This is a genomic window from Agrobacterium sp. D14, assembly GCF_001526505.1.
Lineage (GTDB): Bacteria > Pseudomonadota > Alphaproteobacteria > Rhizobiales > Rhizobiaceae > Agrobacterium > Agrobacterium leguminum.
In genome coordinates this window covers 51,772-78,336 of record NZ_ASXX01000016.1, presented here as the reverse complement: position 1 = coordinate 78,336, position 26,565 = coordinate 51,772, and the positions used below count along the sequence as shown (strand labels likewise).

Here is a 26,565-nt window from a genome sequence, read left to right as displayed (position 1 = left end):
GAACATCTCACCCCTTCACACCCGACGAAATCATGATGGCCTCCGTCACGCGCCGCTGGAAGATGACATAGGCGATGATGACCGGCAGGGCCGCCAGCATGGCGACGGCCATCAGCCGCGCATAGGCGACACCGAAAGCATCGTTGACCTGGGTGATGCCGACCGGGATCGTCATCATGTTTTCGGAGGTGACGACGAGGAAGGGCCAGAAGAAGGCGTTCCATACCGTAATGAAGGTCACGATCGCCATGGCGGTCGTGATACCCCAGTTGAGCGGCAGATAGACCCGGAACAGGATCGTGTATTCGCCGCCGCCATCCAGCACCACCGCTTCGCGCATCTCCTTCGGCACGCTGTCGAAAAACTGCTTGTAGACGATGATGACGATGGGCGTGATCAACTGCGGCAGGATGATGCCCGCCCAGGTGTTGATGAGGTTGAGGTTCTTCATCAGGATGAACTGGGTGACGACCAGCGTTTGCGCAGGCACCATGAAGCTTGCCAGCACGATGCCATAAAGCAGCCGCCTGCCCGGAAAGCGTATCTGCGACAGCGCATAGGCGCAGAGCATGGAAATGAACAGCACCGAGATCGTGACGATGACCGCCGTGCCGATGGAGTTCACATACCAGGTCATCAGCCGGGTATTGAATATCGCATTGAAATAAGCGCCGAGGCGAAACTCGTCCGGCAAAAGCGACATATTGCCGGCAACGTTCTCATCGGCGCGAAGCGAGGTGACGAAGCTCCAGTAGAGCGGAAAAATCCAGACGAGGGCCGCCGAGAAAGTCAGCAGCGTCAGAACGAGGTTCTCGAATTTTCTCATCGGGCTCATGAATTCCTCCGGATGCGCAGCAGCTGGAACTGGAAAACGGAAACGATGACGATCAGCAGGAAAAGCACCGTCGCCACGGCAGACGCATAACCGCCATTGTTCATCTGGAAGGCCTCGCGATAGACCTTGAGGAGCAGCACGAAGCTGGAATTGAACGGCCCGCCGCCGCTTAAGAGATAGATCTGGTCGAATATCTTCAGTTGCAGGATCAGTTGCAGCGTCAGCACCAGCGCAGTGACCGGCCACAGAAGCGGCCAGGTGACGCGGCGGAAGCGCTGCCAGGTCGTCGCGCCATCCAGAGCCGCAGCCTCATAAAGCTCGGCCGGTATGTTCCGCAATCCGGCAATGAAGAGCAGCACATTGAAGCCGTTTGTCCACCAGATGGTGACGACGGCGACCATCGGCATGACCCAGTAGGGGTTCTTGAAAACGGCGACGGGTTTGCCCGCCAGCAGCGATATGACCGGCTGGAGAATGCCGAACTGCAGATCGAGCATCCACGCCCAGATTTCGGTGACGACCGAAACCGGCAGCACATAGGGCAGGAAAAACAGGCTCATGGCAATCGTCTGTTTCACGCCCGAAAGGCGGCTGATGGCGAGAGCGATCATCAGGGCGATGGCGGTCGTGGGCACGACGGTCAGAAGCACAAAATAACCGTTGTTCTTGAGCGAGGTGACGAACAGGCGGTCGCCCAGCAGCTTCGCGTAATTCTCCAGACCGACCCAGTTTCCCTCACCGATCAGCGGCGCATCGGTGAAGCTCATGCGCACCATCTCTATCAGCGGATAAAGAAAGAAGGTGGTGAAGACCAGAACGAACGGCGTCACCATCGACAGCGCGATGAGCGATTTCTTGCGCCGGTTTTCAATCATTGCCATGGAATGTCTCCGGGAGCTTGCGCATTGCAGCCTGCCCTGCGGCCTCAAACCGGAGGGCAGGCTGCCGATTACTTGAGCTTGCCCTGCAGCTCATCCTTGATCTGTTCCACGGCGTCGGTGCTGCTCATGAAGCCCTGAATGGCAGGGGCGATGACGTTGAGAGCGGCGTCATAGGCGGGCGAAGCGACCCCGGTTATGGTGGTCTTCGGATCGAACACCGCCGCTTCCGCCAGGGAGGCATAGGTGGCATTCGGCTGCATCGCCTTGTATTCGCTGCTTTCGGTGATGGACTTGTAAGCCGGAATATGCCCGGCATCGGCCCAGCTGATGGCGTGTTTCTCCATCCAGCCGATCACCTTCATCACCGCAGCGCGTTTTTCGCCGGAGACCGTTTTGTCACCTTCATTCGGAATGGCGAAAGCATGGGAATCCGCCCAGGTGGCGCGCTTGCCCATCAGGGGCGGCACTTCCACCGCACTCCATTTGAAGCCGAGCTTGCCGTTCTTTTCCAGATCCTTGTAGGTCGGAACTTCCCAGACGCCGTTTAGCTGGAACGCGGATTTGCCGGCGGAGAAGAGCGCCACCGAGGCTTCATATTCCGCCTGTTCCGGGGCCCAGCCGTTTTCCCGCCATCTGGACAGGGTCTCGATGGCTTTTGCCGCTTTTTCGGCATTGTCGCCGGCGAGAACCTCCTTTTCGGTGACAAGTTCGCCGCCCTGTTGCGACAGCAGCGTATAAAAGACGCGCCACACCCCGCCTTCGCCACCCGATTGATAGGTGATCGGCGTCTGGACGCCATTGTCCTTCGCCCAGGCCAGCGCCTTCTCGAAATCCTCGATCGTCTCGATGCCGGTCAGCTTGCCCTCGGCATCGAGATAGGGCGAGCCTTTGAGAAGATCGGCGTTGTAATAAAGGACAAGCGCATGGATATCGAACGGCACGGCGTAGAGTTTGCCGTTCTGGGTGGCCGCATCCACGGGTGCGCTGAAGAAGTCTCCGGTCTTCAGCCCCGCATCCTCGAGATCCTTTTCGGTGATTTCGCTCAGCACTTTTTCTTCAAGGCCGAGCGGCGCGCGTGACAGGTGATAGGTCATGATATCCGGCCCCTCACCCACCGCGGAGGCCGTGCGCACCTTGGTATAAAAGGGCACGCCCCATTCGAGCGTCGTTCCCTTGATCTGGATGTCGGGGTGTTCCTTGTTGAAGGCATCGATCAACGCCTTCATGCGCACGCCGTCACCGCCCGACAGAAAGTCCCACCAGATGATATCCTGCTTCGCGAGAGCCGGCAGGGCGCTGAAACCCAGAGCCGCACCAACAAGCAATGTCTTGATCAGTCGCATCGTTCACTCCTCCCGTTTGATCGAACATCCCGTTGAGGGATGGTTTGCTGTTTCGAAAGACGCCTCCTCGCGCCTATCGCAACCGTCTGCCGTCATCGTCGAAGACAAGGACATGGTCGGGCGAGGCGGTAAGCGATACCGACCGGCCATCCAGCCTTTCCCGCGTGCCCTGCCGCTGCACGATGATTTCTTTCCCGGATCCGGTGCGGGTATAGAGGTAGGAAAGATCGCCAAGCTCTTCCGCGACCTCGACGACGACCGGCAGGGCGCCCTGTTCCGCAATCGTCAGATGCTCCGGCCGAATTCCGATCTCGACCCGCTGGCCGGGGGAAACGGACTGGGCAAGCCGGGCCATGAGATGCCCCGTCCCGCCCTCGGGCGCGAGCGTCACGATGCCATCCGCCTGGGAGACGATATCGGCCCGCAGGAAGTTCATCGCGGGCGATCCGATAAAACCCGCCACGAAGCGGTTGTCCGGATCGTCGTAAAGGGTGAGCGGCGCACCCGCCTGCTGCACGATGCCGCCCTTCAGCACGAAAATCCTGTCCGCAAGCGTCATGGCCTCCACCTGGTCATGCGTGACATAGATCATCGTCGCGCCCAGCTTGCGGTGAAGCCGGGTCAGTTCCAGCCGCATCTGCACGCGCAGTTCGGCGTCCAGATTGGACAGCGGCTCATCGAACAGGAAGACCTTCGGCTGCCGCACGATGGCGCGGCCGATGGCCACGCGCTGCCTCTGGCCGCCGGAAAGCTGCGAGGGCCGTTTGTGCAGATGCTCCTCAAGCTGGAGGATTCGCGCGGCCTCGCCCACCCTCTCCGTCACCTCCGCCTTCGGCCGGCGGGCAAGACGCAGGCTGAACGCCATGTTCTCGAACACCGTCAGATGCGGATAGAGCGCATAGTTCTGGAACACCATCGCAACCCCGCGATCCGCCGGTTCGACCGCGGTGACATCACGCTCGTCGATGGCGATGCGCCCGCCGCTGGTTTCCTCAAGGCCGGCGATCATGCGCAACAGGGTGGATTTTCCGCAGCCGGAAGGCCCCACGAAGACCGCGAAGCTGCCGGCTGGGATTTCCATCGAAACATCCCGGATCGCCGCGAAGGATCCGAAGGACTTGGCGACATTGTTGAGACGGACACCCATGGCCGACTCACTGAACCTTCAGCCGCAGCACATGATAGGACAGTGCCGGCACCGAACCCTTCAGCGCCCCGTCCTCCACGGCGACGCCGCTGCCCGGCACCGGCACAACGCGATCCGGCTGATCCGGGCCGTTGCCGAGACGCAGATCATATCCCGCCATGGCAAGATGCAGGCTGAGAGTGGCGGATGAATAGCCGGTGAGGCTGACATCGATCTCCGCCGCTTCTGTCAGATGGCGGTTGAGCACGAACAGCGTCACGACGCCTTCCGCTTCGTCATAAACACCGGCAACATCGAGATATTTGACGTCGTCGGCCGCGTTGCAATCGTAAGTCGGGCAATCGACGGCGACGTTCAGCGCGACGCCACGGCCATAAAGCGAGGCGAACTGATAGGGATAATAGATCGTCTGCCGCCATGCAGGCCCGTTCTTTTCCGCCCGGATGGGGGCGATGACATTGACGAGCTGGGCGATGCAGGCGATGCGCACGCGGTCCGAACGGCGGATGAACTCGTTGAGCAGACCGGCGACAAAAAGCGCATCCTCGAAATTATAGGTCTCTTCCAGAAGTGCCGGCGCTTCCGGCCAGTCCCAGCTCTTGATGCGTTTGCCGTCTTCTTCGCGGATATGATACCAGACGTTCCATTCGTCGAAGCAGATGGAGACCTCGTTTTTGGCGCGCTTCTTGGCCTTCACGTAATCGATGACCCCGGCAATCGTCTGGATATAGCGCCCGGTTTCCTCGATCTTGCCGAAATAATTCAGCGTGTCGCGGCTGTTATTGCCGAAATATTTGTGCAGCGAGATGTGGTCGACATTCTCATAGCACTCCTCCAGCACCTCGCGCTCCCATTCGGGATAGGTCGGCATGCCGTCATTGGAACTGCCGCAGACGATCGCTTCAATCGTCGGATCGAAACCCTTGAAAGCCTTGGCGGTTTCATTGGCCAGGCGGCCATATTCCACCGCCGTCTTGTGACCGATCTGCCAGGGACCGTCCATCTCGTTGCCGAGGCACCACATTTTCACACCGTGGGGCTTTTCCGCGCCGTGGCTGCGGCGCAGATCGCTGAGCGTGGTGCCGCCCGGAAAATTCACATATTCGAGGAAATTGCGGGCATCATCCAGACCACGGGAACCGAGATTGACGGCAAGCATCATCTCGATGCCGGCCATCTGCGCCCAGTCGGCGAATTCGTTGATGCCGATCTGGTTGGTTTCCTTGGAGCGCCATGCGAGATCGAGACGAATGGGGCGCTGGTCGCGCGGCCCGATGCCGTCTTCCCAGCGATAGGCCGAAACGAAGTTGCCGCCGGGGTAGCGAATGGCGGGAATTTTCAGGTCCTGCACGAATTTCAGAACGTCCCTGCGGAAGCCGTTCGCGTCCGCCTGCGGATGGCCGGGCTCATAGATGCCGCCATAGATGGCACGCCCCATATGTTCGATGAAGGCGGAATAAAGACGATCGTCGATACGACCAATCCGGAAGTCCCGGTGGACTGAAACCCGCGCTTTCATAAGGCTCTCCTCCCCTGCGCATTTATATCTAAAAATATGATATAAACCATATTTGATAATATAGTTGCCGAGGGAATCCGCGCCTGTCAACCGCGAAAATCATACTTTTGAAAATTGGCTGGATCAGCCTGCGGTGCGCAGACGCAGAACGATGTCCTGATCGTAATTCCCGAAGCCGCGGCCAAAGATATTCAGCCCGCCCGGATGTTTTGCATCGGCCTTGACCTCGATGCGCAGGCGGATGGAACGGTGGCTGGTCAGATCGATATCCGCCAGCGTCACATCCGAAATCCGGGTTCCGTCGACATAGGTTCCCTGCGCGGTGATGCGCCAGGTCTTGAGCATGCCATATTGGGAACCGGAGAGCTTCCACCAGTCCGGCGTAAACGCACCGCGCTTGTCGCCGAAGTCGCCGGGTGAGGTCCAGACCCCGATTTCCCGGCCGTTGACGGATAGCGTAATATCGGACGGCCAATTGCTGTGCGTTCCCGGCACTTCGGAGCTGACCTCCATCGAAAACTCAATTTCTTCGACTTCCCGCCCCTGAATCTTGGCATTATTGGGAAATTGATATTCCACGAAGCCGGAGGTCAACCACAGCAGCGCCGCCTTCATGCGGTCCGGATCCATAAATGTATCGGGCACATCGAGCAGGCCGATGATGCCCTCCGGCGAGCAGATGCCGCAGGGCGCGGTTACCGAACTTTGGGTGTAGAGACCGAGCGGCATGGCGACCGCGATGTAATTTGATGCGACCGGTGCCTCGGGTTTGCGGAAGGAAACAATGAGTTCGTCGCAGGTGGCGAAGCATATTTTCTGATTGCCCTTGCGCGCCTTGCGCGTTTCGGTTCGCAGCAGCCCCGCCTCCTCGAGAACGGCCACGCCGGCGGAAACGGTGGACTGAGGAAGCTCCAGTCTCTGCGCAATTTCGTTGACGTTGAGGCCGCTCGCCTCATGCAGCAACTTCAATATCTGCACGCGGATCAGCGACGCCGCCGCTTTCAGGACATCGAATTCTTTTTCAGCATCAACGAGGAGGAAATTGGGCGCCATATTCTAATCTTCAGATTTATCGATCCAGATCAGAATTTCTGGCTTAAATGCCATGCACTTGTCCAGTGCTGTTTGTCATGCTGGTGCTTTTGAAAGGCGTGAAGCGCCATTCACCCCTGACACTTCACAAAAAAGGCACCGCCACACGGTCTCGACGCCGCATGGCGGTGCCCGTTTCGTCGTCAGCCGCGCTTGCGCAGGGTCCGCGTGCCGGTGTCGACGAGGTTTTGCGCCGCTTCATCCACGCTGGCGCGGCCGAAGGCGAGCGAATCGGCGATGGGGCGCATCACGCCACGGTCGAACTCATTGGCGCCGATCGGCGCGGGTTCCGGATAGGTATCGAGCTTGCCCGACAGGCTTTCGATATAATCCACCGTCTTGCGCTCGGTCTCGTTGAGGCTCGGCAACAAGGCCTCGCGCACGACCTTGGCCGGCGGCACGCCACGCTCGACGCCGAGCACCTTGCCGGCTTCCAGATCGTTGACGAAGAAGTTGATGAATTTCGCCGCCGCTTCCGCATTGGTCGAGGTGGACGAAATGGACCAGATGAGACCCGGCCGGTAATAATGCCCGGTCGGCTTGCCCGGCCCCTCACCCGGCAGCATGCCGATGGACAGCGTTTGCTTGTTGAGCTTCTGATAACCGACAAGCTGGTTGGAATAAGCAAAGCCGATGGCCGAATTGCCGAGCGTCAGGGCGTTGGATTCGATGGTATTGTCGTCGCGTGTCTGGATATCGGCGGAAACGCAGAGCTTGTTCTCGCGCAGATCCTCCCAATAGGCGAACCATTCCTTCGCATCTTCCTTGTTGAAGCCAATGGTGCCGTCCTGAAACAGCAGCTTGCCGCGCTGGCGCAGCCAGACATCGAAAACATAATGATAACGCGCGCCATAGGGCACCGCCCAGTAGTTCCGTTTTGCCGGGCCGTTCTTCTTGAAATCGCGCGCCAGTTCCGAGAGCGCCTTCCAGGTGATCTGGTCCTGCGGCACGGAAACGCCGGCTTCCTTCAGCGTATCGGCGTCATACATCATGCAGAAGGAATTCAGCCCGAGGCCGACGCCGTAAAGCTTGCCGTCGATGCGGCAGAGATCGACCTCGCTTTTGCCGAAGGTGGAAAGATCGAGCGACTTGCCGACGAACTGGTCCAGCTCCATGCAGGCGCCACGGCCGGAATAATCGGCGATGGTGGAAGGTTCGAGCTGGAAGATATCGGCGACGTTGCGCCCCGCCATCGATGTCGCAAGCTTGGTCCAGTAATCGGAACCGGCGATCATTTCGCCGCTGATCTCCGTCTGCGGGTTAGCCTTCTGGTAAAGGGCGATCACGTCGTTGGTGCGCTTGCTGCGGTCGGCCGATCCCCACCATACGCAGCGAAGCCGGGTCTCAGCCGCGGCCGCGCGAAAACCTCCCGCCGCCACGCCGAGACCGGCCAGCGCCGCCGTCACCAAAAATCCACGTCTGTCGATAGTTTGCATCTGCTCCTCCCGCGTTTTGCAAATTTTTCACTGACTACTTAAATTCTTGCAAATTTTCTCTGTTTGCAATATTTGCATCATATTAGATTTTTTTGCAAGCGCAGGAGACGATATGAACGATACGCCCGACATCAGCCGCCCGCGCCAGTCGGATATCGCCCAGCGCGCCGGCGTTTCCATCAGCACCGTCTCGCGCGTTCTTGCGGGAGAGAAAGGCATCAGCGCGTCGATCCAGACCAAGGTTCTGGGGGTGGCCGCAGAGCTCGGTTATCCGTTGCGACCGGTCGTAAACCAGACCGGCGGCGTGCCGCTGGAGGGCAAGAAAATCCTCGCACTCATGTCCGCCGAAAGGGCGACCGGCGATATCGGCGCTTTTTATCACGATATTTTCGACATGCTGCGCAGCCTTGCCCAGACCGATGGTTTCGAACTCGATATCCGGCTTTTGCACCAGAAACAGGTGGATGACGCGCTGACCCAGCGGGTCTGCGAGGTGGACGGCCTTCTCGCCATCGGCCTCGACCCGGAGGATGAAATCATCCACCGCATCACGCAGGGTGTGCTGCAACCGGTTCTGGTCAACAGCGCCGATCCTTCGATGATGCTGGATTGCGTCTCGCCCTCCAATTTTTACGGCGGCGCGCTGGCGGCGCGGCGGCTGCTGGAACTCGGTCACCGCAAGGTCGCCTATATCGGCCCGCATCATCGCCACACCATCAGGGAGCGTATGCGCGGCTTCCGCCATACGATCCTCGAGGAAGAGGGAACGACCTATGAGGAGTTCCTGCTTTCGACGGCGGATAGCGGCTTCGGACAGGCGGGCGACGCGGTTCGCCAGCTATTGGCCAAAAACCCTGAACTCACCGGCATTTTCTGCATGAATGACGCGATTGCGCTCGGTGCGCTGGGGGCGGCGCAGGAGCTTGGCCTCGCCGTGCCGGACGATCTTTCCATTATCGGCTTCGATGACCTGCCCTTTGCCGAACTCTCCACCCCCCGTCTCAGCACCATCCGCGTCGACCGTCGAGAAATCGCGCGAGAGGCGGTGGAGCTGCTGCGCCGCCGGCTGACGGAACCTTCCGCCAATGCCCGCCAGGTGCAGCTCGGTGTGCAGCTGGTGGAAGGACAGACGGCCGGCAAGGCAAAAAAGACAGGAAAGGCGGCACGCGATGCATGACACCATGAGTAAGCCCACCATGGCCAGATTCAATCCGCTGCATGGCAATCCGCTCAAAAGCCGCGCCGATGTCCGGCGGGCGCTCGACGACAGTTTTGCGCCGCTTCTTCCCTATTTTTCGCCGGGCGGCGCAAGAGTGACGCTGAGCGGCACCGCCGCGCATTTCGACCGGGCGGCGGCCGATCTTGAAGGTTTCGCCCGGCCGCTCTGGGGCATCGCACCGCTTGCGCTGAGCGGCGATCATTTCGACCATTGGCCGCTTCTGGCACGGGGAATAGCCAACGGCACCGATCCTTCCCATCCCGAATATTGGGGCGACGTGCGCCAAAGGGATCAGCGGCTGGTAGAGCTTGCAGCCCTCGGCTTCGCGCTGCGGCTTGCGCCGCAGCACCTGTGGGAACCGCTATCCGACGCACAGAAAGACAATGTGCGCCGTTATCTGCTGACGGCGCGCGAGCGCAATTACGCCGACAATAACTGGAAGTTTTTCCGGGTGATGGTCGATATGGCGCTGGATCATCTCGGCATCGATTTCGACCGCAGCCTGACCCAGACATTCCAGAAGGAACTGGACGAATTCTATATCGCCGACGGCTGGTATCGCGATGGCAATTACCGCCGCATCGACCATTACATCGCCTTCGCCATGCATTTTTACGGCCTGATCTACGCGAAACTCAGCAAGCCTGACGATGCCTACGCCGCACGCTACCGGGAACGAGCGCGCCTCTTCGCCAGCGATTTCGCCAGCTGGTTCGATGAGGATGGCGGCACGCTCGCCTTCGGCCGCTCCATGACCTACCGCTTCGCCTGCGGCGGCTTCTGGGCCGGCCTTGCCTTTGCCGATGAGGAGGCGCTGCCCTGGGGCGAGATCAAGGGGCTTTATCTGCAACATCTGCGCTGGTGGGCGAAAAAGCCGATTGCCGACCGCGACGGCGTGCTTTCCATCGGCTACGCCTATCCGCAGCTCACCATGTCGGAAAGCTATAATTCGGCGGGCTCGCCCTATTGGGCCTTCAAGGCCTTCCTGCCGCTCGCCCTGCCGGAAAGCCACCCCTTCTGGCAGGCGGAGGAGAGGCTGCCCGAAACATCGGCAAAACCAAAGGCGCTCATTCATCCCGGCATGGTGATGATGCGGACCAGCGGCAACGTCACGGCGCTTTCCAGCGGGCAGGAAAACCTCTCCATGCGCGGCGGGCCGGAGAAATATGCCAAATTCGCCTATTCCTCCCGTTACGGTTTCGGCGTCGAAGTGGATGAGCGCGGTTTCAGGACCAACGGTTTCGACAATATGCTGGCCTTCTCCGAAGACGGCCTCCATTACCGCGTGCGCGAAACCAACGAAAAGGTTCTGCTGGCCGGGGAAAGCCTGCGGGCGACATGGAAGCCGTTCCCGGATGTGGCGGTTGAAACGACGCTGGTTGCGGCTGGCGGCTGGCATATCAGGCTGCACCGGATCACCTCCGCCCGCCCCCTTTCGGTGACCGAAGGCGGCTTCGCAATCAACCACAACGACGGCGACCGCGATGCCGTGCGCGAAGAGACCAACCGGGCGACCGCCGATTGCGGCGCAGACATATCCGCCATTGTCGATCTCGGCTCCAGCATAATCCGCCACGGCGTGGCACTGAAGGCTCTGCCCAACACCAATCTCATCAACGCCAAGACCACGGTGCCGCAACTGCGGGGCGAGATTCCGGCGGGCGAAACCCTGCTTGCCTGCGCGGTCTTTGTCGGGGTGACCGGGCCAGAAAGCGAAACAGCGTTGGCGACAGTTCCCGCACTTCCGGATATGGAGGGGCTCGACCGCCTGTTTGCGGAACGGGGCGTTCCGGTCAGCAGCATGGCGGCAACGGGAGAGCCGCAATGACGAGCCCGCTTCCGCGTCTCAGCCTTGCCATGGACCCGGAGCGAACCCAGCATGTGCTGACACCGCAGGCGCTCGAAAGGCTGTCGCAGAGTGTCGATATTCTCGACACGGGGCGGATCTGCGATTTCCACGATCCCGCAGTGAAAGAGCAGCTGGCGCGGACGGATATTCTTCTGACCGGCTGGGGCTGTCCGGATATCGGCGCGCAGGAACTAGCGCTGATGCCGCGCCTCAGGCTGATTTCCCATGCCGCCGGCACGGTCAAATATTTCCTGTCGCAAGCGGTGTTCGATCGTGGCGTTACCGTGTGCAGCGCCGCGGAGGCGAATGCACAGCCGGTCGCCGAATTTTCGCTGGCCATGATCCTGCTGGCCGGTAAGCGCACCTTCGGTTTCCGACGCCTTTATCTGGAGCATCGCGACCGCGCCCCTGTCGAGCGATTGCAGGCGCAGGCCATCGGCAATCTCGGCCTGACGGTCGGCATCGTCGGCGCATCGCGCATCGGACGCCGCGTCATCAATCTGTTGCAGCCCTTCGATCTCAACCTCATCCTTTTCGATCCGCTTCTCAGTGCTGCGGAGGCGGAAAAGCTCGGTGTACGTCTCGTCTCGCTCGAGGAGCTGATGGCGGTGAGCGATGTTATTTCCCTGCATGCACCCTCCCTGCCGCAGACGCGGCATATGATCGGCGCGGCAGCACTTGCCCGCATGAAGGACGGCGCGACGCTGATCAATACGGCACGCGGCGCGCTGGTGGATGAAAACGCACTGCTGGCCGAGCTGAAAACCGGACGCATCGAAGCCGTCATCGACGTCACCGACCCGGAAGTGCCGCCGCCGGACTCACCCTTTTACAGCCTGCCGAACGTGTTCCTAACGCCGCATATCGCCGGCGCCACCGGCCTTGAACGCGCAAGGCTCGGCGACATGGCGATTGCCGAAATCGAACGCTTCTGCCGCGCAGCACCCTTGCAACAACAGGTGCGGCCGGAACATCTGGAACTGATCGCATGAGATTTTTCGAGCCGGGCCTCTGCTCCGTCACCTTCCGCTCCCTGTCGCCACAGGCCGTCATCGAGCTTGCCGCCGCAAACGGCATCAGGTCCATCGAATGGGGTGCGGATATCCATGTACCGCCCGGCAACCTTGCCAATGCAAGGGATGTGGCGGCTCGGACGGCGCAAGCCGGCCTCTCCGTCTCGTCCTACGGCTCCTACATCTTTGCGCCGGATTTTGCGCCGGAAGATGTGACCGCCGTGCTGGAAACAGCAAAAGCGCTCGGCACCGGCCATATCCGCATCTGGCCCGGCAGCCGCAAACGTCCATCTGCCGATTACTCCCCCGGCGAACGCCGCGCGGCAACGGAAGCGCTAGCGACAATCGCTCGCCAGGCGCACGACTATGACATCACAATCGGCCTCGAATATCACCCCAACTCACTGACGGACACCCTGCCCTCGGCCCTGCAACTCATGCAGGATTTGCCAATGCCCAACCTCTTCTTTTATTGGCAACCCGCCCCGGCCTACCGCTGAAGGACGCGCTTGCGGAAATATCCGCACTTAGCCCACGCATCTGCCATCTCCACGTCTTCGCCTGGCTCGCCGACGCCAGCCGCCTGCCGCTTCGCGAACGGGCGGGTTATTGGCGGGCGTGCATCGATGCATTGCCGGAAGGCGACTGGAAAAAACCGGCTTTCGCGATGCTCGAATTCGTCAAAGGCGACGATGTCGGGCAGTTCGCGGAAGATGCGACGGTTCTCAGCGACATTCTTTATAGAACATAGAACCCGCCCTCTGACTGCCCACTGACCGGAAATATGCTTCTTTGCTCCCTTCACATAGTGAAATTTATGCACTATGTTTTATTGGTGCCGTGGAGGCTGCATGGGCAAACTGGTTCAGATCGGGAACATCATCATACGCGTCTATGCGAACGATCATTTGCCACCGCATTTTCACATCGTAACACCGGACGCCGATGCCCTTGTCGACATCGAAACTCTGGAAATCCTGCGCGGCAAGCTGTCCCGCAGGGCTGAAGCCGAAGCTTTGGCATGGGCGAGAAGCAATGGGAACCTGATTGTCGATGAATGGAATCGGACGAACCCGCGTTTTCCCATTGCAGGAAAGGGAAAGAAGTCATGACACCACGCATCAAAACCATCCTGCCCAATCCGCCTTGCACGCTCACCATCGACTGGGCGGACGGGAACCGGTCGACCGCCGATCTGACCGGATGGATAGCGACCGGAGGAGAATTGCTCAATCCGCTCCATTCGGCAGATATCTGGCAGACCGCGACAGTCGCCGACTATGGCGCGACTGTGGAATGGGACGGAGACGACCTGGCAATCGATGCCTATCACCTTTACCAGATCGCAGAGGACCAGCGGGACTTCGATGTGGACGACCTGCGTAAATGGCAGGAGGAAATCGGCCTTTCCAACAATGAGGCGGCGGATTTTCTCGGCGTCACTTTACGGACGTGGAACAACTATCGTGCAGGCACGCCCGTAAGCCACGCGGTCAAGATGCTGTTGCGGGCCACCCAGCGCGACCCGCTTCTGATGCATGCGCATTTCCGTCCCCGCCGGCCAGGGCGCCCGAAACACGCCGCTTGAGGCGGCGAGCAGGAGCAGCAGGTTATATCCTCCGCCCATCCGCTCCGAACAGATGCGTCTTTGCCAAATCAAACGCAAAGGGAATGGTCTCGCCGATGCGGATCTGGCGCTGGCCATCGAGAAGTACGGTGGCAGGCTGACCGTCGGGTGTGGCGGTGTAAACCACCGTTGAGCCGCCGAGATGTTCGACGAGTTGGATGGAGGCTTCGCCCAGCGAGGATTGCGCCTGCGGGTTGACGTGTTCGGGGCGCACGCCGAAGGTGAGCGGCTCACCTTCCTGCGCAGCCACCGGCTTTTCGAGCACGATGCGCTGGCCGGCGACCTCGATGGTACGATTGGAACTGTCGCCGGATGAGACTTTCGCGGAGAGGAAATTCATCTTCGGCGAGCCGATGAAACCGGCGACGAACTGGTTGGCCGGGTTGTTGTAGAGATCGAGCGGGCGGCCGACCTGCATGATGCGGCCGTCGCGCAGCACGACGATCTTGTCGGCCATGGTCATGGCTTCCACCTGGTCGTGCGTCACATAGATCATGGTGCTGCCGAGCGTCTGGTGCAGCTTGGCGATTTCGACACGCATCTGCACGCGCAATTCCGCATCGAGGTTGGACAAAGGCTCGTCGAACAGGAAGATTTTCGGTTCGCGCACGATGGCGCGGCCGATGGCGACACGCTGGCGCTGGCCGCCCGAAAGCGCCTTCGGCTTGCGCTGCAAAAGCGGGCCGATCTGCAGGATATCGGCGGCCTTCTGCACCCGCGCCTGGACTTCCGGTTTCTTGTAGCCTGCCGTCTCCAGACCGAAAGCGAGGTTCTTGTAGACGCTCATATGCGGATAAAGCGCATAGGACTGGAAGACCATGGCGATGCCGCGCTTGGAGGCGGCGGTTTCATTGACCCTTTCGCCATCGATACGCAGATCGCCTTCGGAGATTTCCTCAAGCCCCGCGATCATGCGCAGAAGCGTGGATTTTCCGCAGCCCGAGGGGCCGACGAAAACGGTGAACTCGCCCGGCTCGATCTTGAGATCGATGCCGTGAACGACCGGAAAGGCGCCGAACCGCTTGACGATTTTTTCGAGCGTAATGCTGCTTGCCATGCTGTTTCTCCCGACTGTCGCGCCGCATGCAAGACGGCAGCGACAGTGTTGATTGTCTTAAAATGCGTTCCCGATGCGGGTTCCGTTCAGCGTTTCATTCCGGTGGTGGCGATGCCTTCGATCAGCAGCCGTTGGAAGAACAGGAAGAACAGGAAGACCGGCACCAGCGACAGGTTGGACATGGCGAAAAGCGAGGTCCAGTCCGAGCTGCCGGTGGAATCCACGAAGGATCTGAGGCCGAGCTGCACGGTGTAGGTGTTGATGTCGTTCAGATAGATCAGCGGCCCGAAGAAATCGTCCCAGGTCCAGATGAAGGAAAAGATCGCGGCCGTCGCCAGAACCGGCAGCGACAGGGGCAACATGATCTTCCAATAGATGCGGAAGGGCGAGCAGCCGTCCATGACAGCCGCCTCATCCAGCTCGCGCGGAATGCCGCGGAAGAACTGCACCATCAGGAAGATGAAGAAGGCGTCCGTCGCCAGATATTTCGGCACGATCAGCGGCAGCGATGTGTTCACCCAGCCCATTTCCAGAAACAGGATATATTGGGGAATGAGCACGACGTGATATGGCAGCATGAGCGTGCCGAGCATCAGCGCGAACCAGAAATTGCGCCCTCCGAAGCGAAGCCGGGCAAAAGCGAAGGCGGCGAGCGAGCAACCGACCACGTTGCCTATGGTGGCAAGCACCGAGATGAAGAAGGAGTTCCAGAAGAACTGTCCGAAGCTCACCTGCAGCCCGGTCCAGCCGCGAATATATCCACCGACATCCACCGCCGAGGGAATGAGCGAGGAAGAGCCGAACAGCTCGTCCTGCGGCCGGAAGGAACCCGATATCATCCACAGGATCGGATAGAGCATCGCGAAGGACGCGACGATCAGCGCCGTGTGGAGCATCACCGATTTCAGCGGCGAACGTTGCGGGCCCTGGCCCGGCCGGGGGGCGGTAACAGCATCAGTCATCGTAGTGCACCCAGTATTTCGCGCTGAGGAACGAGAAGGCCGTGAACAGCGAGATGATGATCACCAAAATCCAGGCAAGCGCCGAGGCATAACCCATGCGGAAGAAACCGAAGGCTTCCTGGTAGAGATAAAGCGTGTAGAACAGCGTCGAGTTGATCGGCCCGCCGGTGCCTTCGGAAATGATGAAGGCGGGCGTGAAGGCCTTGAAGGCGTCGATCGTCTGGATCACCGCGTTGAAGAAGATCACCGGCGTCAACAGCGGCAGGGTAATGCGGAAGAATTGCCGCACCTTGCTTGCACCGTCGATTTCGGCGGCTTCATACATATCCTGCGGGATTTGTCTCAGACCCGCGAGGAAGATGATCATCGGCGAACCGAACTGCCAGACGGACAGGATGACCAGCGTGTAGATCGAATAATCCGGATTGGAAATCCAGCTCGGCCCTTCGTAACCGAAGGCCTGCCACAGGATCATGTTGACGAGACCATCGGAGGCGAAAAGCTGGCGCCAGAGCACGGCAATCGCGACGCTCGAACCGAGCAGCGACGGCAGGTAGAAGATCGCACGATAAAGCGTCAGCCCCTTGATGCCGCGGTTGAAGGCGAGCGCGACCAGCAGCGCAAAGATCAGCTTCAGCGGCACTGACAGCAGCACATAGGTAAAGGTGACCTGCATGGCTGCGGCGAATTTCGGATCGGCCGTGGCGATGCGCACATAGTTTGCCGCCCCCACCCAGTCCGGCGACTGCAACAGGTCGTAATTCGTGAAAGACAGGTAAAGCGACGCGAGCGCGGGACCGAGGGTGAGGCCGAAAAAGCCAATCAGCCAGGGCAGCAGAAACAGGTAGGCATGAATGTTGCGGTCGAAAATCCGCTTCACGCCGCCCCGCTTCGGGAGAGCCGCGCCACGGCTCTCCCCCACAAGAGTTTCAGATCGAAAGGCCATAAACCATCACTTCCGTTTGATAACGGTTTCGGATTCCTTGACGAGGCGGTCACCGCCCTCTTCCGGCGTGATCTTGCCGAAGCCGATTTCTTCCGCCGTGCGTTTGAGGACGAAGGCGAATTCGCCCGCGCCCGGAGGCGGCGCCGGCGGCAGATCGCCAACGCCGGGGGTAATCTCGGCAATATAGTCCACCATCGTCTTGCTGACCTCATCGAGCTTGCTGCTCAACTGGCTACGCATGGATTCCGAGGCCGGAACGCCGCGCTCGACGCCGAGAATATCGATGCCCTGCGGTTCAGCCACAAGGAAGTTGATGAAACCGACGGCCTGCTCGATGCCGGCGCTGCCATTGGCGACGCTGATGAGCATGGAAGGTTTGAGATAGTGGCCGGAAGGGCCATCCTTCGTGCTCTTCGGATAGGAGCTTATGGCAAGCTTGGACTTGTTGAGCTTCTGATAACCGACGAACTGGTTGGAATGGGCGAATGCCGTTGCCGCCTTGCCCGTCGTCAAAGGGTTCGTTTCGATGTTGAGCTGGTCGAGCGCCTGCACATCGGCCGGCACACAGGCGCCGCTCTTGCGCAGATCCGCCCACAAAGTGAACCACTTGGTCGCATCGGCAGGATCGAAACCGATGCCGCCATCCTGCGTGTAAAGCGACTTGCCGTTCTGGCGCAGCCAGTTCTCGAAGCTAGGCTCCACGCCGCTGGCATCGGCCGTGGCGTAATAGCCGGGCTTCGGCTTGTTCTTGCTGAGCTTGGCGGCGTTTTCGGCAAACTCCTCCCAGGTCTGGCCGATCGCCGGCGGCGTGGCACCGGATTTTTCCCAGGCTGCCTTGTCGAAGAAGACGGCGCTCGAATTGACGCCGAGATTGATGCCGTAAAGCTTGCCATCGACCCGGCCGGAATCGATGTTCATCTTGCCGAAGTCCTCGATCTTCAGGCTCTTGCCGATATAATCGTCCAGCGGCGCGAGCGCGCCGCGGCGGCCATATTCGAAGATATAGCGATAATCCATCTGGATCAGGTCAGGCGCATTGCGGCCCGCAACCTGCGTGGCAAGGCGCGGCCAATAATCGCTCCAGCCTGCGAATTCACCGGCAATATCGAGATCCGGCTTGACCTGCTTATAGGCTGCTATCGCCTTGTTGGTGCGGTCGGCGCGCTCCTGCGAACCCCACCACAACATGCGAAGGCGCGCGGCCTGGGCCTGCGCTGAACCACCTCCCAGTGTTGCAAGCGACAGGGCCGCAAGCCCCGCTGAAAGCACACCTCTCCTCTGAAGCATCACGGGCATTGGCAACTCCTCCCTATTGACTGCCAATTGATGATGAACGTAAACGACACTTGCCGTTTTATAACTAATTGGTTACATGGGAACACTGATCGCAAACATTGTCAAGCGGGTGCTGAAATGGAAGAAACGACAAAAAACCAGCCGTCCGATCCGGCCCCCGATGCGGCCATGGAGAAAACGCCGTCACCCAAGCGCAAACGCGCGACGACACAGGTGCGAAACCCGGAAAGAACGCGCGCCGCCATTCTCGAAGCCGCCCGCCGCGAGGTGGCCGCCAAGGGGCTGGCGGGGGCTCGAATCGATGTCGTCGCCCGCCGCGCCGGCACCAACAAGCGGATGATCTACCATTATTTCGGCGACAAGGATGCGCTTTATCTCGCCGTTCTGGAAGACGCCTATCGCCATATCCGCCACACCGAAAGACGGCTTGACCTGGCCCGCAAGGCCCCTTCGGAGGGCTTGCGCGAGCTTGCGCTTTTCACCTGGCACTACTTCCTCGACCACCCCGAATTCCTGAGCATTCTCGCCACGGAGAACCTCAATAAAGCCCGCTATCTCAGGCAATCCCCGACGATTACGGCGATGCATTCGAACTTCATTTCCGAGCTTGAGGACGTGCTGCGGCGCGGCAGCGACGCCGGCGAATTCCGTGACGGCCTCGATCCGATCGACGTCTATCTGACCATCGCTTCGCTCGGCGCTTTTTATCTTTCGAACCGGTTCACGCTGTCGACGATCTTCCAGCGCGACCTGACCGACCCCGCCGAGCTGGAGCGCTGGGGCCAGCATATCGTCGATACCCTGCTTGCTGCAGTGCGGCCGGTCTGAGCCGGCCAAACCGAATTCCTCTTTAACAACAGCGACGACGCGCCATTCGCATCCGCGAAGCGTGTCGTTTTCTTTTGCGGCGCGGTGGAAACACAAAAACGCAACCGTCGTCAGGTCACGAATTTTTCCTGTCAAAAACACCTTGACAGATCGCATCCTTCACGACCACAAATAACCAAATGGTTACAAATTGCCATGTTTGACGGAAGCGGCTTTCGGGAAGAGGCCGCCTTGGGAGGAAATTCATGAAACGTATCGGCGTCATCATGCACGGCATTACCGGCCGCATGGGTTACAACCAGCATCTCGTGCGCTCCGTTCTCGCCATTCGCGATCAGGGCGGCGTGCTTTTGAAGAATGGCGAAAGGGTCATGCTCGACCCCATTCTGGTCGGCCGCAACGGCGCAAAGATCGAGGAAATCGCCAGAAAGCACAACGTCGCGCGCTGGACGACCGACATCGACGCCGCATTGGCAAACCCCGATGATACGCTGTTCTTCGATGCCGGCACGACGCAGATGCGCGGCAGCCTGCTGGAGAAGGCCATCAAGGCGGGCAAGAACGTCTATTGCGAAAAGCCGATTTCCGACACGATGGAAGAGGCGCTGGCGATTGCGCGGCTCGCCGAAAGCGCGGGCATCAAGCACGGCGTGGTGCAGGACAAGCTGTTCCTGCCGGGCCTTCGCAAGCTCGCCATGCTGCGCGACAGCGGCTTTTTCGGCAAAATCCTCTCGGTGCGCGGCGAGTTCGGTTACTGGGTTTTCGAAGGCGACTGGCAGCCGGCGCAGCGTCCTTCGTGGAATTACCGTCTGAAGGATGGCGGCGGCATCATTCTCGATATGCTGTGCCACTGGCGTTATGTGCTCGACAACCTGTTCGGTCCGGTGAAATCCGTCAGCTGCCTCGGCGCGACCCATATTCCGGAACGTTTCGATGAGCAGGGCAAAGCCTATAAGGCGGATGCCGACGATGCCGCCTATGCCACCTTCGAGCTGGAAGGCGGCGTGATCGCCCACATCAACTCCTCATGGGCGGTGCGGGTGCGCCGCGACGACCTCGTGACCTTCCAGGTGGACGGCACGCATGGTTCGGCGGTGGCGGGCCTGACCAAATGCTTTACCCAGCACCGCACCAACACGCCGAAGCCGGTATGGAACCCCGATCAGCCGCAGACCATCGATTTCTACAAGACCTGGCAGGAGGTGCCGGACAATGTCGTTTATGACAACGGCTTCAAGGCGCAGTGGGAAATGTTCGTGCGCCACCTCGTCGATAACGATCCGTGGCCCTATGGCCTCATGGAAGGCGTGAAGGGCGTGCAGCTTGCCGAGCTTGGACTGAAATCCTGGAAGGAACGCCGCTGGCTCGACGTTCCCGCCCTTTCCTGAGGAGGCGACGGTGAGCGAACTCAAGCTTCCGAAGGATGACCGCAGCATCGAGGTCTACAAATTATCAGGCACGCCGGTCGCGGTTGAAAAACGCAGTGCCGCGGATTTCAACCGCGTCGCCTTCGCCGCCGCCCATGTGGTGGCCGATCCCCTTGCCGATAACGATCCGTGGCTGACGCCCGCCATCGACTGGGACGCCACCTTACGTTTCCGTCACCGCCTGTGGGATCTCGGCCTCGGTGTCGCCGAGGCGATGGATACGGCGCAGCGCGGCATGGGGCTCGCTTGGCCGCAGGCGCAGGAACTGATTTCCCGTTCGCTGAAGGAGGCGGCCAGCCGCAAGGATGCGCTGATCGCCTGCGGCGTCGGCACCGACCATCTGAATGGCGGCGGTTACGACCTGAACCAGATTGTCGACTCTTACCTGGAACAGATTGATTTTGTTCAGGGAGAAGGCGGACGCGTGATCCTGATGGCGAGCCGTGCACTGGCTGCGGCGGCGCGTTCCCCGGATGATTATCTCAAGGCCTATGCGCGGGTTCTCTTCCATGCCGACCAGAAAGTGGTGATCCACTGGCTGGGTGAGATGTTCGATCCCGCGCTTGAGGGTTACTGGGGTTCCGGTGACCACATGCAGGCCATGGAAACCTGCCTTGCCATGATCGAGGAGAATGCAGACAAGATCGACGGCATCAAGATTTCGCTTCTCTCCAAGGAAAAGGAAATCGTCATGCGCCGCCGCCTACCATCAGGCGTTCGCATGTATACCGGTGACGATTTCAACTATGCCGAACTGATCGCCGGTGACGAAAAGGGCCATTCGGACGCACTGCTCGGCATTTTCGACGCCATCGCACCGGCGGCATCCAAGGCGCTCGCCAGCCTGAAGCGTGGGGCGGACAATGAGTTTTTCGACATTCTGGAGCCGACGGTGGCGCTCTCGCGCCATATCTTCAAGGCCCCGACCCGCTTCTACAAGACCGGCGTGGTGTTCCTCGCCTATCTCAACGGCCTTCAAGACCATTTCACCATGGTCGGCGGGCAGGAAAGCACCCGCTCCACACAGCATTTCGCCGAGCTTTTCCGGCTTGCGGACAAGGCCAATGTGCTTGCCGAACCTGATCTGGCGACGCATCGCATGAAGGCGTTTCTGGCCGTCCGTGGCATCGGGTGAAGCAAAACAAGGGGAGATACCGAGATGAGCCTTGAAGGCCTTTCCATCAATTTCGCCACCGTGCGTCAGGGCGGAGACTTCGGCGCAATCGTCGATGCCTGTCTTGCGCATGGCATCACCGCCATATCGCCCTGGCGCGAGCAGGTGCATGGCGTTGGCCTTGCTGAAGCCGCCCGCATTGTCGAACGGAACGGGCTGCGCCTCAGCGGTCATTGCCGTGGCGGCTTTTTCCCCGCGCCCAATGCGGAAGGCCGCCGCCTCGCCATCGAGGACAATAAACGCGCGGTCGATGAAGCCGCCGCCATGAAGGCCGATTGCCTTGTGCTGGTCGTAGGCGGCCTGCCCGCCGGCTCGCGCGATCTGAAAGGCGCGCGGCAGATGGTGGAGGACGGCATGGCCGAACTTCTGCCCTATGCCCGCGCCGCCGGCGTACCGCTCGCCATCGAGCCGCTGCATCCCTTCTATGCCGCCGACCGCGCCTGCTTCAACACGCTGAAACAGTCGCTCGATCTCTGCGACAGGCTGGGTGCCGGCACCGGTGTCGCCATCGATGTCTACCATGTCTGGTGGGATCCGGAACTGGAGGAACAGGTGGCGCGCGCCGGCAGGAACGGGCAAATTCTCGCCCACCACATCTGCGACTGGCTGGTGCCGACCACCGATCCGCTCAATGATCGCGGCATGATGGGCGACGGTGTGATTGACCTGAAGGCATTTCGCGCCATGATCGAAGCCGCCGGCTTCCACGGCCCGCAGGAAGTGGAAATCTTTTCGCATCGCTGGCAGGCGCGCCCGATGGACGAGGTCCTCGCCACCGTGGTCGAGCGTTTCAAGACTGTTTGTTGATTATCCGGGAGAGAGACGATGCCTGAAAAGGTGAAACGCAAACGCTATGCGCTGGTCGGCACCGGCAATCGCGGCACCACCATGTGGGGCCGCGAATTGCTGGCCGGCTGGAGCGACTATGTCGAACTGGTCGGCATTTGCGACCTGAACCTGATGCGCGCCGAACGCGCCCGCGCCATGATGGGATCAAACGCGCCGCTTTACGACGATTTCGACCGGATGATGGAGGAGCAGCGACCCGAACTGGTGATCGTCTGCACACCTGACGATACCCATGACGACATCATCATCCGGACGCTCGAAGGCGGGGCCGATGTCATCAGCGAAAAACCTATGACCACCACCCCGGAAAAGATCGACCGCATCCGCGCGGCGGAAGCCAAAAGCGGCCGCCGCGTCGATGTTTCCTTCAATTACCGTTTTTCGCCGACGGCGGCACGCATCAAGGAGCTGATCGACGACGGCGCAATCGGCACCATTACCTCCGTCGACTTCCACTGGTATCTGGATAATCACCACGGCGCAGATTATTTCCGCCGCTGGCACGCCTTCACCGAACATTCCGGCAGCCTGTTCGTACACAAGGCCACGCACCATTTCGATCTGCTGAACTGGTATCTCGATTCCGACCCCGTGGAGGTGAAGGGCTTCGGGCAATTGCTGCATTATGGCAAGAACGGCCCATTCCGCGGAACGCGCTGTCGCACCTGTCCGCACAAAAGCGAGTGCGATTATTTCATGGATCTCGGCGCCGATCCTTTTCTCGATGCGCTTTATGAAGACCCTTCGACGGTGGACGGTTATGTGCGCGATGCCTGCGTCTTCCGCGAAGAGATCGACATTCCCGACACGATGAGCGCCTCGATCCGTTATGCCAGCGGCGTGCAGGTTTCCTATTCGCTCAACACCTATATGCCGATCGAGGGCCACCACATCGCCTTCAACGGCCATAAGGGCCGCATCGAGATGCGCCAGTATGAAAAGCAGCCCTGGACGGAACCGCCGGCGGATGAAATCCTGCTGGTGAAAAGCTTCGGCGGCGGTGTCGAACACATCTGGGTGCCGCATGAGCCGGGCGGCCATTATGGCGGCGACAACCGCATGCGCGACATGATCTTCAAGCCCGGCTCCAACGACCGGCTGCGGCAGCGGGCGGGTTCGCGCGCCGGCGCCATGTCCGTTCTGACAGGCGTGGCGGCGCTGAAAAGCGCCCGTGAAGGCGGCACGGCGGCGGTGAAATCGCTGCCGGTGTAACCGCCTTCGTCTGCGGCCCATCGGCAGTTGGGCCGCAGACGGCAATGGCCAAAAAAGAACGGACGATATTCCGCAGATTACGCGCTTCTTCCATGCCGGTAAAATGGTCGCCGGGGGAAGAAAGAGTGAGTCATGTCCAGTTTTGAATCCTTCGTTCCGCTCATCATCATCGGCGTCAGCCTCGTCGTGTTCTTCAAATGGGTCGGGCGAGATATGAACCGGGAAGAGAAAAAGCCGCGTTCCCGCCGCTGACGGCGGAAAAGCGCGCCCGCGCGGCGTGGAAACGGAACCCGCGCCTTTTCCCCTGCGTTTTCCTTTTAAAAGGAGGACGCGACATGACGAAGAAAACCAAGCCGAAAACAGTCGACAAAGGGCCTTCCAGCCCGAACGACATTCCTCCCGCCGGCCCGCACGCCAAACCGTCCCTCACCGACTATGACAAGACGCCGGGCGCGGGCAGCCTGCCGGATGACGGTGCGAAAGACGTGTCTCCCGGCGGAGGTTGATGCGCGCGAGACCAAAGGCCGTGCCAGACCGGGCGCACGTTTGGGTCAGCGGGAAATAGCGCCGTGAACCAGATACTTAGCCGATGAGCGGTCGCTCGCCGGCGCTTTTTCCTTCAGGGCCCATTGCAAAATCAAAAATTGCGCCTATATTTTCCTTATCGACCATTGCTTGTGACGTCGTTCTGGAACGCTGTGTTCCCCGTCGGATTTCCTCTCAAATAATCGATCTTATCCCGCAAGGTATCGCGGGAACCACAACGATTCTACGAAAGGAAATCGTTATGAACACTGGTACTGTAAAGTGGTTCAACGCCACCAAGGGCTTCGGCTTCATTCAGCCTGACAATGGCGGCGCGGACGTTTTCGTTCACATTTCCGCTGTTGAGCGCGCTGGCATGCGTTCGCTGAACGACGGCCAGAAGATCAGCTACGAGATCGTCCAGGACCGTCGGTCCGGCAAGAGCTCGGCTGATAACCTTCAGGCAGCTTGATATTCGTCATTTGACCCCGCAGACCACGGATGTACTGGCTGCAGGTTAGAATGATTGTGAGAGGTCGGGTCAAAGCCCGGCCTTTTGTTTTTGGGCCGGGGAAAAAGCGCGCCCGCGAAGAAGCCTAAGCCATGCGCCACCGCCGCAAGAGGGCAAAGAAGAAAATTCAGCGCGAAGGGCCGCTGCCTGCCGCCAAAAAGACTACCCGCCCCCGCCAGCCGTCCGATACCGCTCTTCCATAAAGGAGAATGCCATGGCCGCGTCAAAGGAAACTTTTTTCAAACCCGGCAAACTATCCGCGCAGGACAGGGCGTCATTGACGGATAACGCCGCAAAGCAGATCATAAACGCCGAGGCCGACCAGCGCGCCCGCAAAACGGAACGCCTTCGCCAGCTTCGCGAAGCACAGGAAGCGACGATTATCGTCGACGCGCCGGTTTCCGCAAAAAAACGATCCGGCAAGAACTGACTGGCCGGATTTCCAGCATCGCCCGAGCGAAGGGCCTTGAACGGGTTGTCTCATAGCCGCTCGAGGCCGCATCGATCCAACAGGAGGAGGACACCATGGCCAAAGGTCAATTGCGCAGCAACAAGGAAATCCGCAAACCGAAGAAGGACAAGACGAAAGCACCTGCCGCGCCGCCCGCCGGTTCGCAGGTCAAATTCGCAAACGCCACGACAGCGGATGCCAAAAAGAAATAAGCGTCGTGCGGGCCGGCATGTCATGGCGAATAAAAGTATCACCATGGATACCGGACTTGTTTTGGCCACATTGCCCATTTAGACAGCTCACATGGCAACTGCTGGTGAGCGCGAATGAAATCGACGTTCGCAGTTGTTTTAGTCGCTTCAGACTTTTGACCACGGATGTACTGGCACGGGTGTTGAGAGCGATATGAGGAAGGTCGGTGCAATATTGCCCCGGCCTTTTTTGTTGCCTGCGGCAGCGGCTGCTGCATCTTCCGCCGCCGTCAGCGGAATTAACTTGCCTATTCCCCTTAATCAGCGCAGGCTTTTTCATCGGTAATTAAAGGGCGTTGCCGCCGTCAGGCCTGCTGCACTCCCAGCCCTGTCCCGCCCGCTGTCCGGCGGGAACGATCCGGAATTCACGCGACATGCATGACGGCACGGGCCGGGAACGGTTTCCCCGACCTCGCCCGCGTTTCAAGGCGTTGAAGCGTCCCCGCACCGCCTCTGGATGGTGGCGCGACGCTCCGGCTTTTGTGAACCTCACAGGAAAGGAGGGCGTCATGTCTTCCGCATATGAAAATTGCATCATCACGTCGCAGGACCTGAAAATGCTCCAGTCAGTGCTGGAAGGTCTCGGTTATGATAGCCACACCATGGATGACGAAGTCATTCTCTACAACAATGCCGCCCGCAAGGTCATCCAGCTCTTTCAGGATGGCTTGACCGACCCTGCCGATATTTCGGAGGAAATGCTGTTCCTGTTCGGCGTTCACAAACATGAACGCGTCAAACCGTGGAAACCGCTGCCGCGTTACGCCATTCAGGGCCTGCCGCCCCTCTACCGGTGATGGACTTGCCGCCCTTTTCGTGGCGGCCTTCAAAATCACCGATGAAAATAACGGCTTGGCAAAAGCCGTATATCAGGCAACACTGAAATTGGGCGTCCCGCGCGCGATCAGGCGCGTCCCGGGAAGCTTGGGTATGGAATGTGCATCCGATGCGTTGCGGGACCATGACCGGTCTTTGCCAGACTTCGGTTGTTTCCCATGCCGGTAAGTTTTGCGTCTGCGTGGAGGTGAGTATGACGTATGACTGGAGCGGCCGCAAAATGCGCCGCATGCGAGCGGCGAAACTGACGATCATCAGCCTCGTCGCAGCTTTCGTGC

At 59.9% G+C, this 26,565-nt stretch carries 26 protein-coding genes and 1 pseudogene; 16 read left to right on the top strand and 11 right to left on the bottom strand.

Features of this window, described 5'->3' with window-relative positions; all coding sequences use genetic code 11:
* Positions 1-7 precede the first annotated feature (7 nt).
* The 7 genes from L901_RS12670 to L901_RS12640 form a co-directional block, all read right to left on the bottom strand.
* Positions 8-835 carry a carbohydrate ABC transporter permease gene (locus L901_RS12670; protein ID WP_059757170.1) on the bottom strand — a complete coding sequence of 276 codons (828 nt, stop codon included), beginning with the start codon at positions 833-835 and terminating at the stop codon, positions 8-10.
* On the bottom strand, positions 832-1,716 hold the full coding sequence (locus tag L901_RS12665; RefSeq protein ID WP_059757167.1) for a carbohydrate ABC transporter permease: 885 nt from the start codon (positions 1,714-1,716) through the stop codon (positions 832-834). The genes L901_RS12670 and L901_RS12665 overlap by 4 nt, the downstream gene beginning before the upstream one ends.
* A 68-nt stretch (positions 1,717-1,784) precedes the next feature.
* Positions 1,785-3,059, bottom strand: coding sequence for an extracellular solute-binding protein (locus tag L901_RS12660; protein ID WP_059757165.1), 1,275 nt, complete (start codon positions 3,057-3,059; stop codon positions 1,785-1,787).
* A 73-nt stretch (positions 3,060-3,132) separates the two neighbouring features.
* A complete protein-coding gene (locus L901_RS12655) occupies positions 3,133-4,206 on the bottom strand; it encodes an ABC transporter ATP-binding protein (protein ID WP_059757162.1) in 1,074 nt (357 codons plus the stop codon).
* A 7-nt stretch (positions 4,207-4,213) separates the two neighbouring features.
* The gene (locus L901_RS12650; RefSeq protein WP_059757155.1) at positions 4,214-5,725 is read right to left on the bottom strand and encodes an alpha-N-arabinofuranosidase; all 1,512 of its coding nucleotides are present in this window, start codon (positions 5,723-5,725) and stop codon (positions 4,214-4,216) included.
* Between the two features lie 123 nt (positions 5,726-5,848).
* Positions 5,849-6,778 carry a transcriptional regulator gene (locus L901_RS12645; RefSeq protein ID WP_003520170.1) on the bottom strand — a complete coding sequence of 310 codons (930 nt, stop codon included), beginning with the start codon at positions 6,776-6,778 and terminating at the stop codon, positions 5,849-5,851.
* A gap of 182 nt (positions 6,779-6,960) precedes the next feature.
* Entirely contained in the window at positions 6,961-8,253 is a 1,293-nt protein-coding gene (locus L901_RS12640; protein ID WP_035264369.1) for an ABC transporter substrate-binding protein, read from the bottom strand.
* A gap of 112 nt (positions 8,254-8,365) precedes the next feature.
* Here L901_RS12640 and L901_RS12635 point away from each other — a divergent pair, with 112 nt between their 5' ends.
* From L901_RS12635 to L901_RS12610, 6 genes and pseudogenes are all read left to right on the top strand, one after another.
* The gene (locus tag L901_RS12635) at positions 8,366-9,430 is read left to right on the top strand and encodes a LacI family DNA-binding transcriptional regulator (protein WP_059757152.1); all 1,065 of its coding nucleotides are present in this window, start codon (positions 8,366-8,368) and stop codon (positions 9,428-9,430) included.
* Positions 9,423-11,300 carry a DUF2264 domain-containing protein gene (locus L901_RS12630; RefSeq protein ID WP_059757149.1) on the top strand — a complete coding sequence of 626 codons (1,878 nt, stop codon included), beginning with the start codon at positions 9,423-9,425 and terminating at the stop codon, positions 11,298-11,300. The genes L901_RS12635 and L901_RS12630 overlap by 8 nt, the downstream gene beginning before the upstream one ends.
* The gene (locus L901_RS12625) at positions 11,297-12,313 is read left to right on the top strand and encodes a hydroxyacid dehydrogenase (protein ID WP_059757147.1); all 1,017 of its coding nucleotides are present in this window, start codon (positions 11,297-11,299) and stop codon (positions 12,311-12,313) included. Before L901_RS12630 ends, L901_RS12625 begins: the two co-directional genes overlap by 4 nt.
* Positions 12,310-13,085, top strand: a pseudogene (locus L901_RS12620) (sugar phosphate isomerase/epimerase family protein). Before L901_RS12625 ends, L901_RS12620 begins: the two are co-directional and overlap by 4 nt.
* A 100-nt stretch (positions 13,086-13,185) precedes the next feature.
* Positions 13,186-13,446, top strand: coding sequence for a DUF4160 domain-containing protein (locus tag L901_RS12615; RefSeq protein WP_059757144.1), 261 nt, complete (start codon positions 13,186-13,188; stop codon positions 13,444-13,446).
* Complete coding sequence (locus L901_RS12610; protein ID WP_059757141.1) at positions 13,443-13,922, top strand: hypothetical protein; 480 nt, start codon at positions 13,443-13,445, stop codon at positions 13,920-13,922. The genes L901_RS12615 and L901_RS12610 overlap by 4 nt, the downstream gene beginning before the upstream one ends.
* Positions 13,923-13,944: 22 nt before the next feature.
* Here L901_RS12610 and L901_RS12605 read toward each other — a convergent pair whose 3' ends face one another.
* From L901_RS12605 to L901_RS12590, 4 genes are all read right to left on the bottom strand, one after another.
* On the bottom strand, positions 13,945-15,018 hold the full coding sequence (locus L901_RS12605) for an ABC transporter ATP-binding protein (RefSeq protein WP_059757139.1): 1,074 nt from the start codon (positions 15,016-15,018) through the stop codon (positions 13,945-13,947).
* Positions 15,019-15,104: 86 nt separating this feature from the next.
* On the bottom strand, positions 15,105-15,980 hold the full coding sequence (locus tag L901_RS12600) for a carbohydrate ABC transporter permease (protein ID WP_059757136.1): 876 nt from the start codon (positions 15,978-15,980) through the stop codon (positions 15,105-15,107).
* Positions 15,973-16,926 (bottom strand): carbohydrate ABC transporter permease, encoded by a 954-nt coding sequence (locus tag L901_RS12595; RefSeq protein ID WP_003520181.1) that lies wholly within the window; start codon positions 16,924-16,926, stop codon positions 15,973-15,975. The genes L901_RS12600 and L901_RS12595 overlap by 8 nt, the downstream gene beginning before the upstream one ends.
* A gap of 6 nt (positions 16,927-16,932) precedes the next feature.
* A complete protein-coding gene (locus tag L901_RS12590; protein ID WP_059757133.1) occupies positions 16,933-18,222 on the bottom strand; it encodes an ABC transporter substrate-binding protein in 1,290 nt (429 codons plus the stop codon).
* A gap of 117 nt (positions 18,223-18,339) precedes the next feature.
* Between L901_RS12590 and L901_RS12585 the strand changes: the two genes are divergently transcribed.
* From L901_RS12585 to L901_RS12550, 10 genes are all read left to right on the top strand, one after another.
* Positions 18,340-19,050 carry a TetR/AcrR family transcriptional regulator gene (locus L901_RS12585; protein WP_035264374.1) on the top strand — a complete coding sequence of 237 codons (711 nt, stop codon included), beginning with the start codon at positions 18,340-18,342 and terminating at the stop codon, positions 19,048-19,050.
* Between the two features lie 245 nt (positions 19,051-19,295).
* Entirely contained in the window at positions 19,296-20,438 is a 1,143-nt protein-coding gene (locus tag L901_RS12580) for a Gfo/Idh/MocA family protein (protein WP_059757130.1), read from the top strand.
* Positions 20,439-20,448: 10 nt separating this feature from the next.
* Complete coding sequence (locus L901_RS12575) at positions 20,449-21,612, top strand: dihydrodipicolinate synthase family protein (protein WP_059757128.1); 1,164 nt, start codon at positions 20,449-20,451, stop codon at positions 21,610-21,612.
* A gap of 24 nt (positions 21,613-21,636) precedes the next feature.
* On the top strand, positions 21,637-22,458 hold the full coding sequence (locus tag L901_RS12570; RefSeq protein ID WP_059757125.1) for a sugar phosphate isomerase/epimerase: 822 nt from the start codon (positions 21,637-21,639) through the stop codon (positions 22,456-22,458).
* Positions 22,459-22,476: 18 nt separating this feature from the next.
* Positions 22,477-23,712, top strand: a complete 1,236-nt coding sequence (locus tag L901_RS12565; protein WP_059757122.1) for a Gfo/Idh/MocA family protein — start codon at positions 22,477-22,479, stop codon at positions 23,710-23,712.
* A gap of 335 nt (positions 23,713-24,047) precedes the next feature.
* Complete coding sequence (locus L901_RS27400; RefSeq protein WP_020809249.1) at positions 24,048-24,218, top strand: hypothetical protein; 171 nt, start codon at positions 24,048-24,050, stop codon at positions 24,216-24,218.
* A gap of 281 nt (positions 24,219-24,499) precedes the next feature.
* Positions 24,500-24,709, top strand: coding sequence for a cold-shock protein (locus L901_RS12560; protein WP_003520191.1), 210 nt, complete (start codon positions 24,500-24,502; stop codon positions 24,707-24,709).
* 253 nt (positions 24,710-24,962) lie between these two features.
* Positions 24,963-25,178, top strand: coding sequence for a hypothetical protein (locus tag L901_RS12555; protein WP_059757119.1), 216 nt, complete (start codon positions 24,963-24,965; stop codon positions 25,176-25,178).
* 95 nt (positions 25,179-25,273) lie between these two features.
* Positions 25,274-25,411: a hypothetical protein gene (locus L901_RS27395; protein ID WP_020809401.1), complete on the top strand. Its 138-nt coding sequence runs from the start codon at positions 25,274-25,276 to the stop codon at positions 25,409-25,411.
* Between the two features lie 548 nt (positions 25,412-25,959).
* A complete protein-coding gene (locus tag L901_RS12550; protein WP_059757116.1) occupies positions 25,960-26,247 on the top strand; it encodes a hypothetical protein in 288 nt (95 codons plus the stop codon).
* The last annotated feature ends 318 nt before the right edge of the window (positions 26,248-26,565 follow it).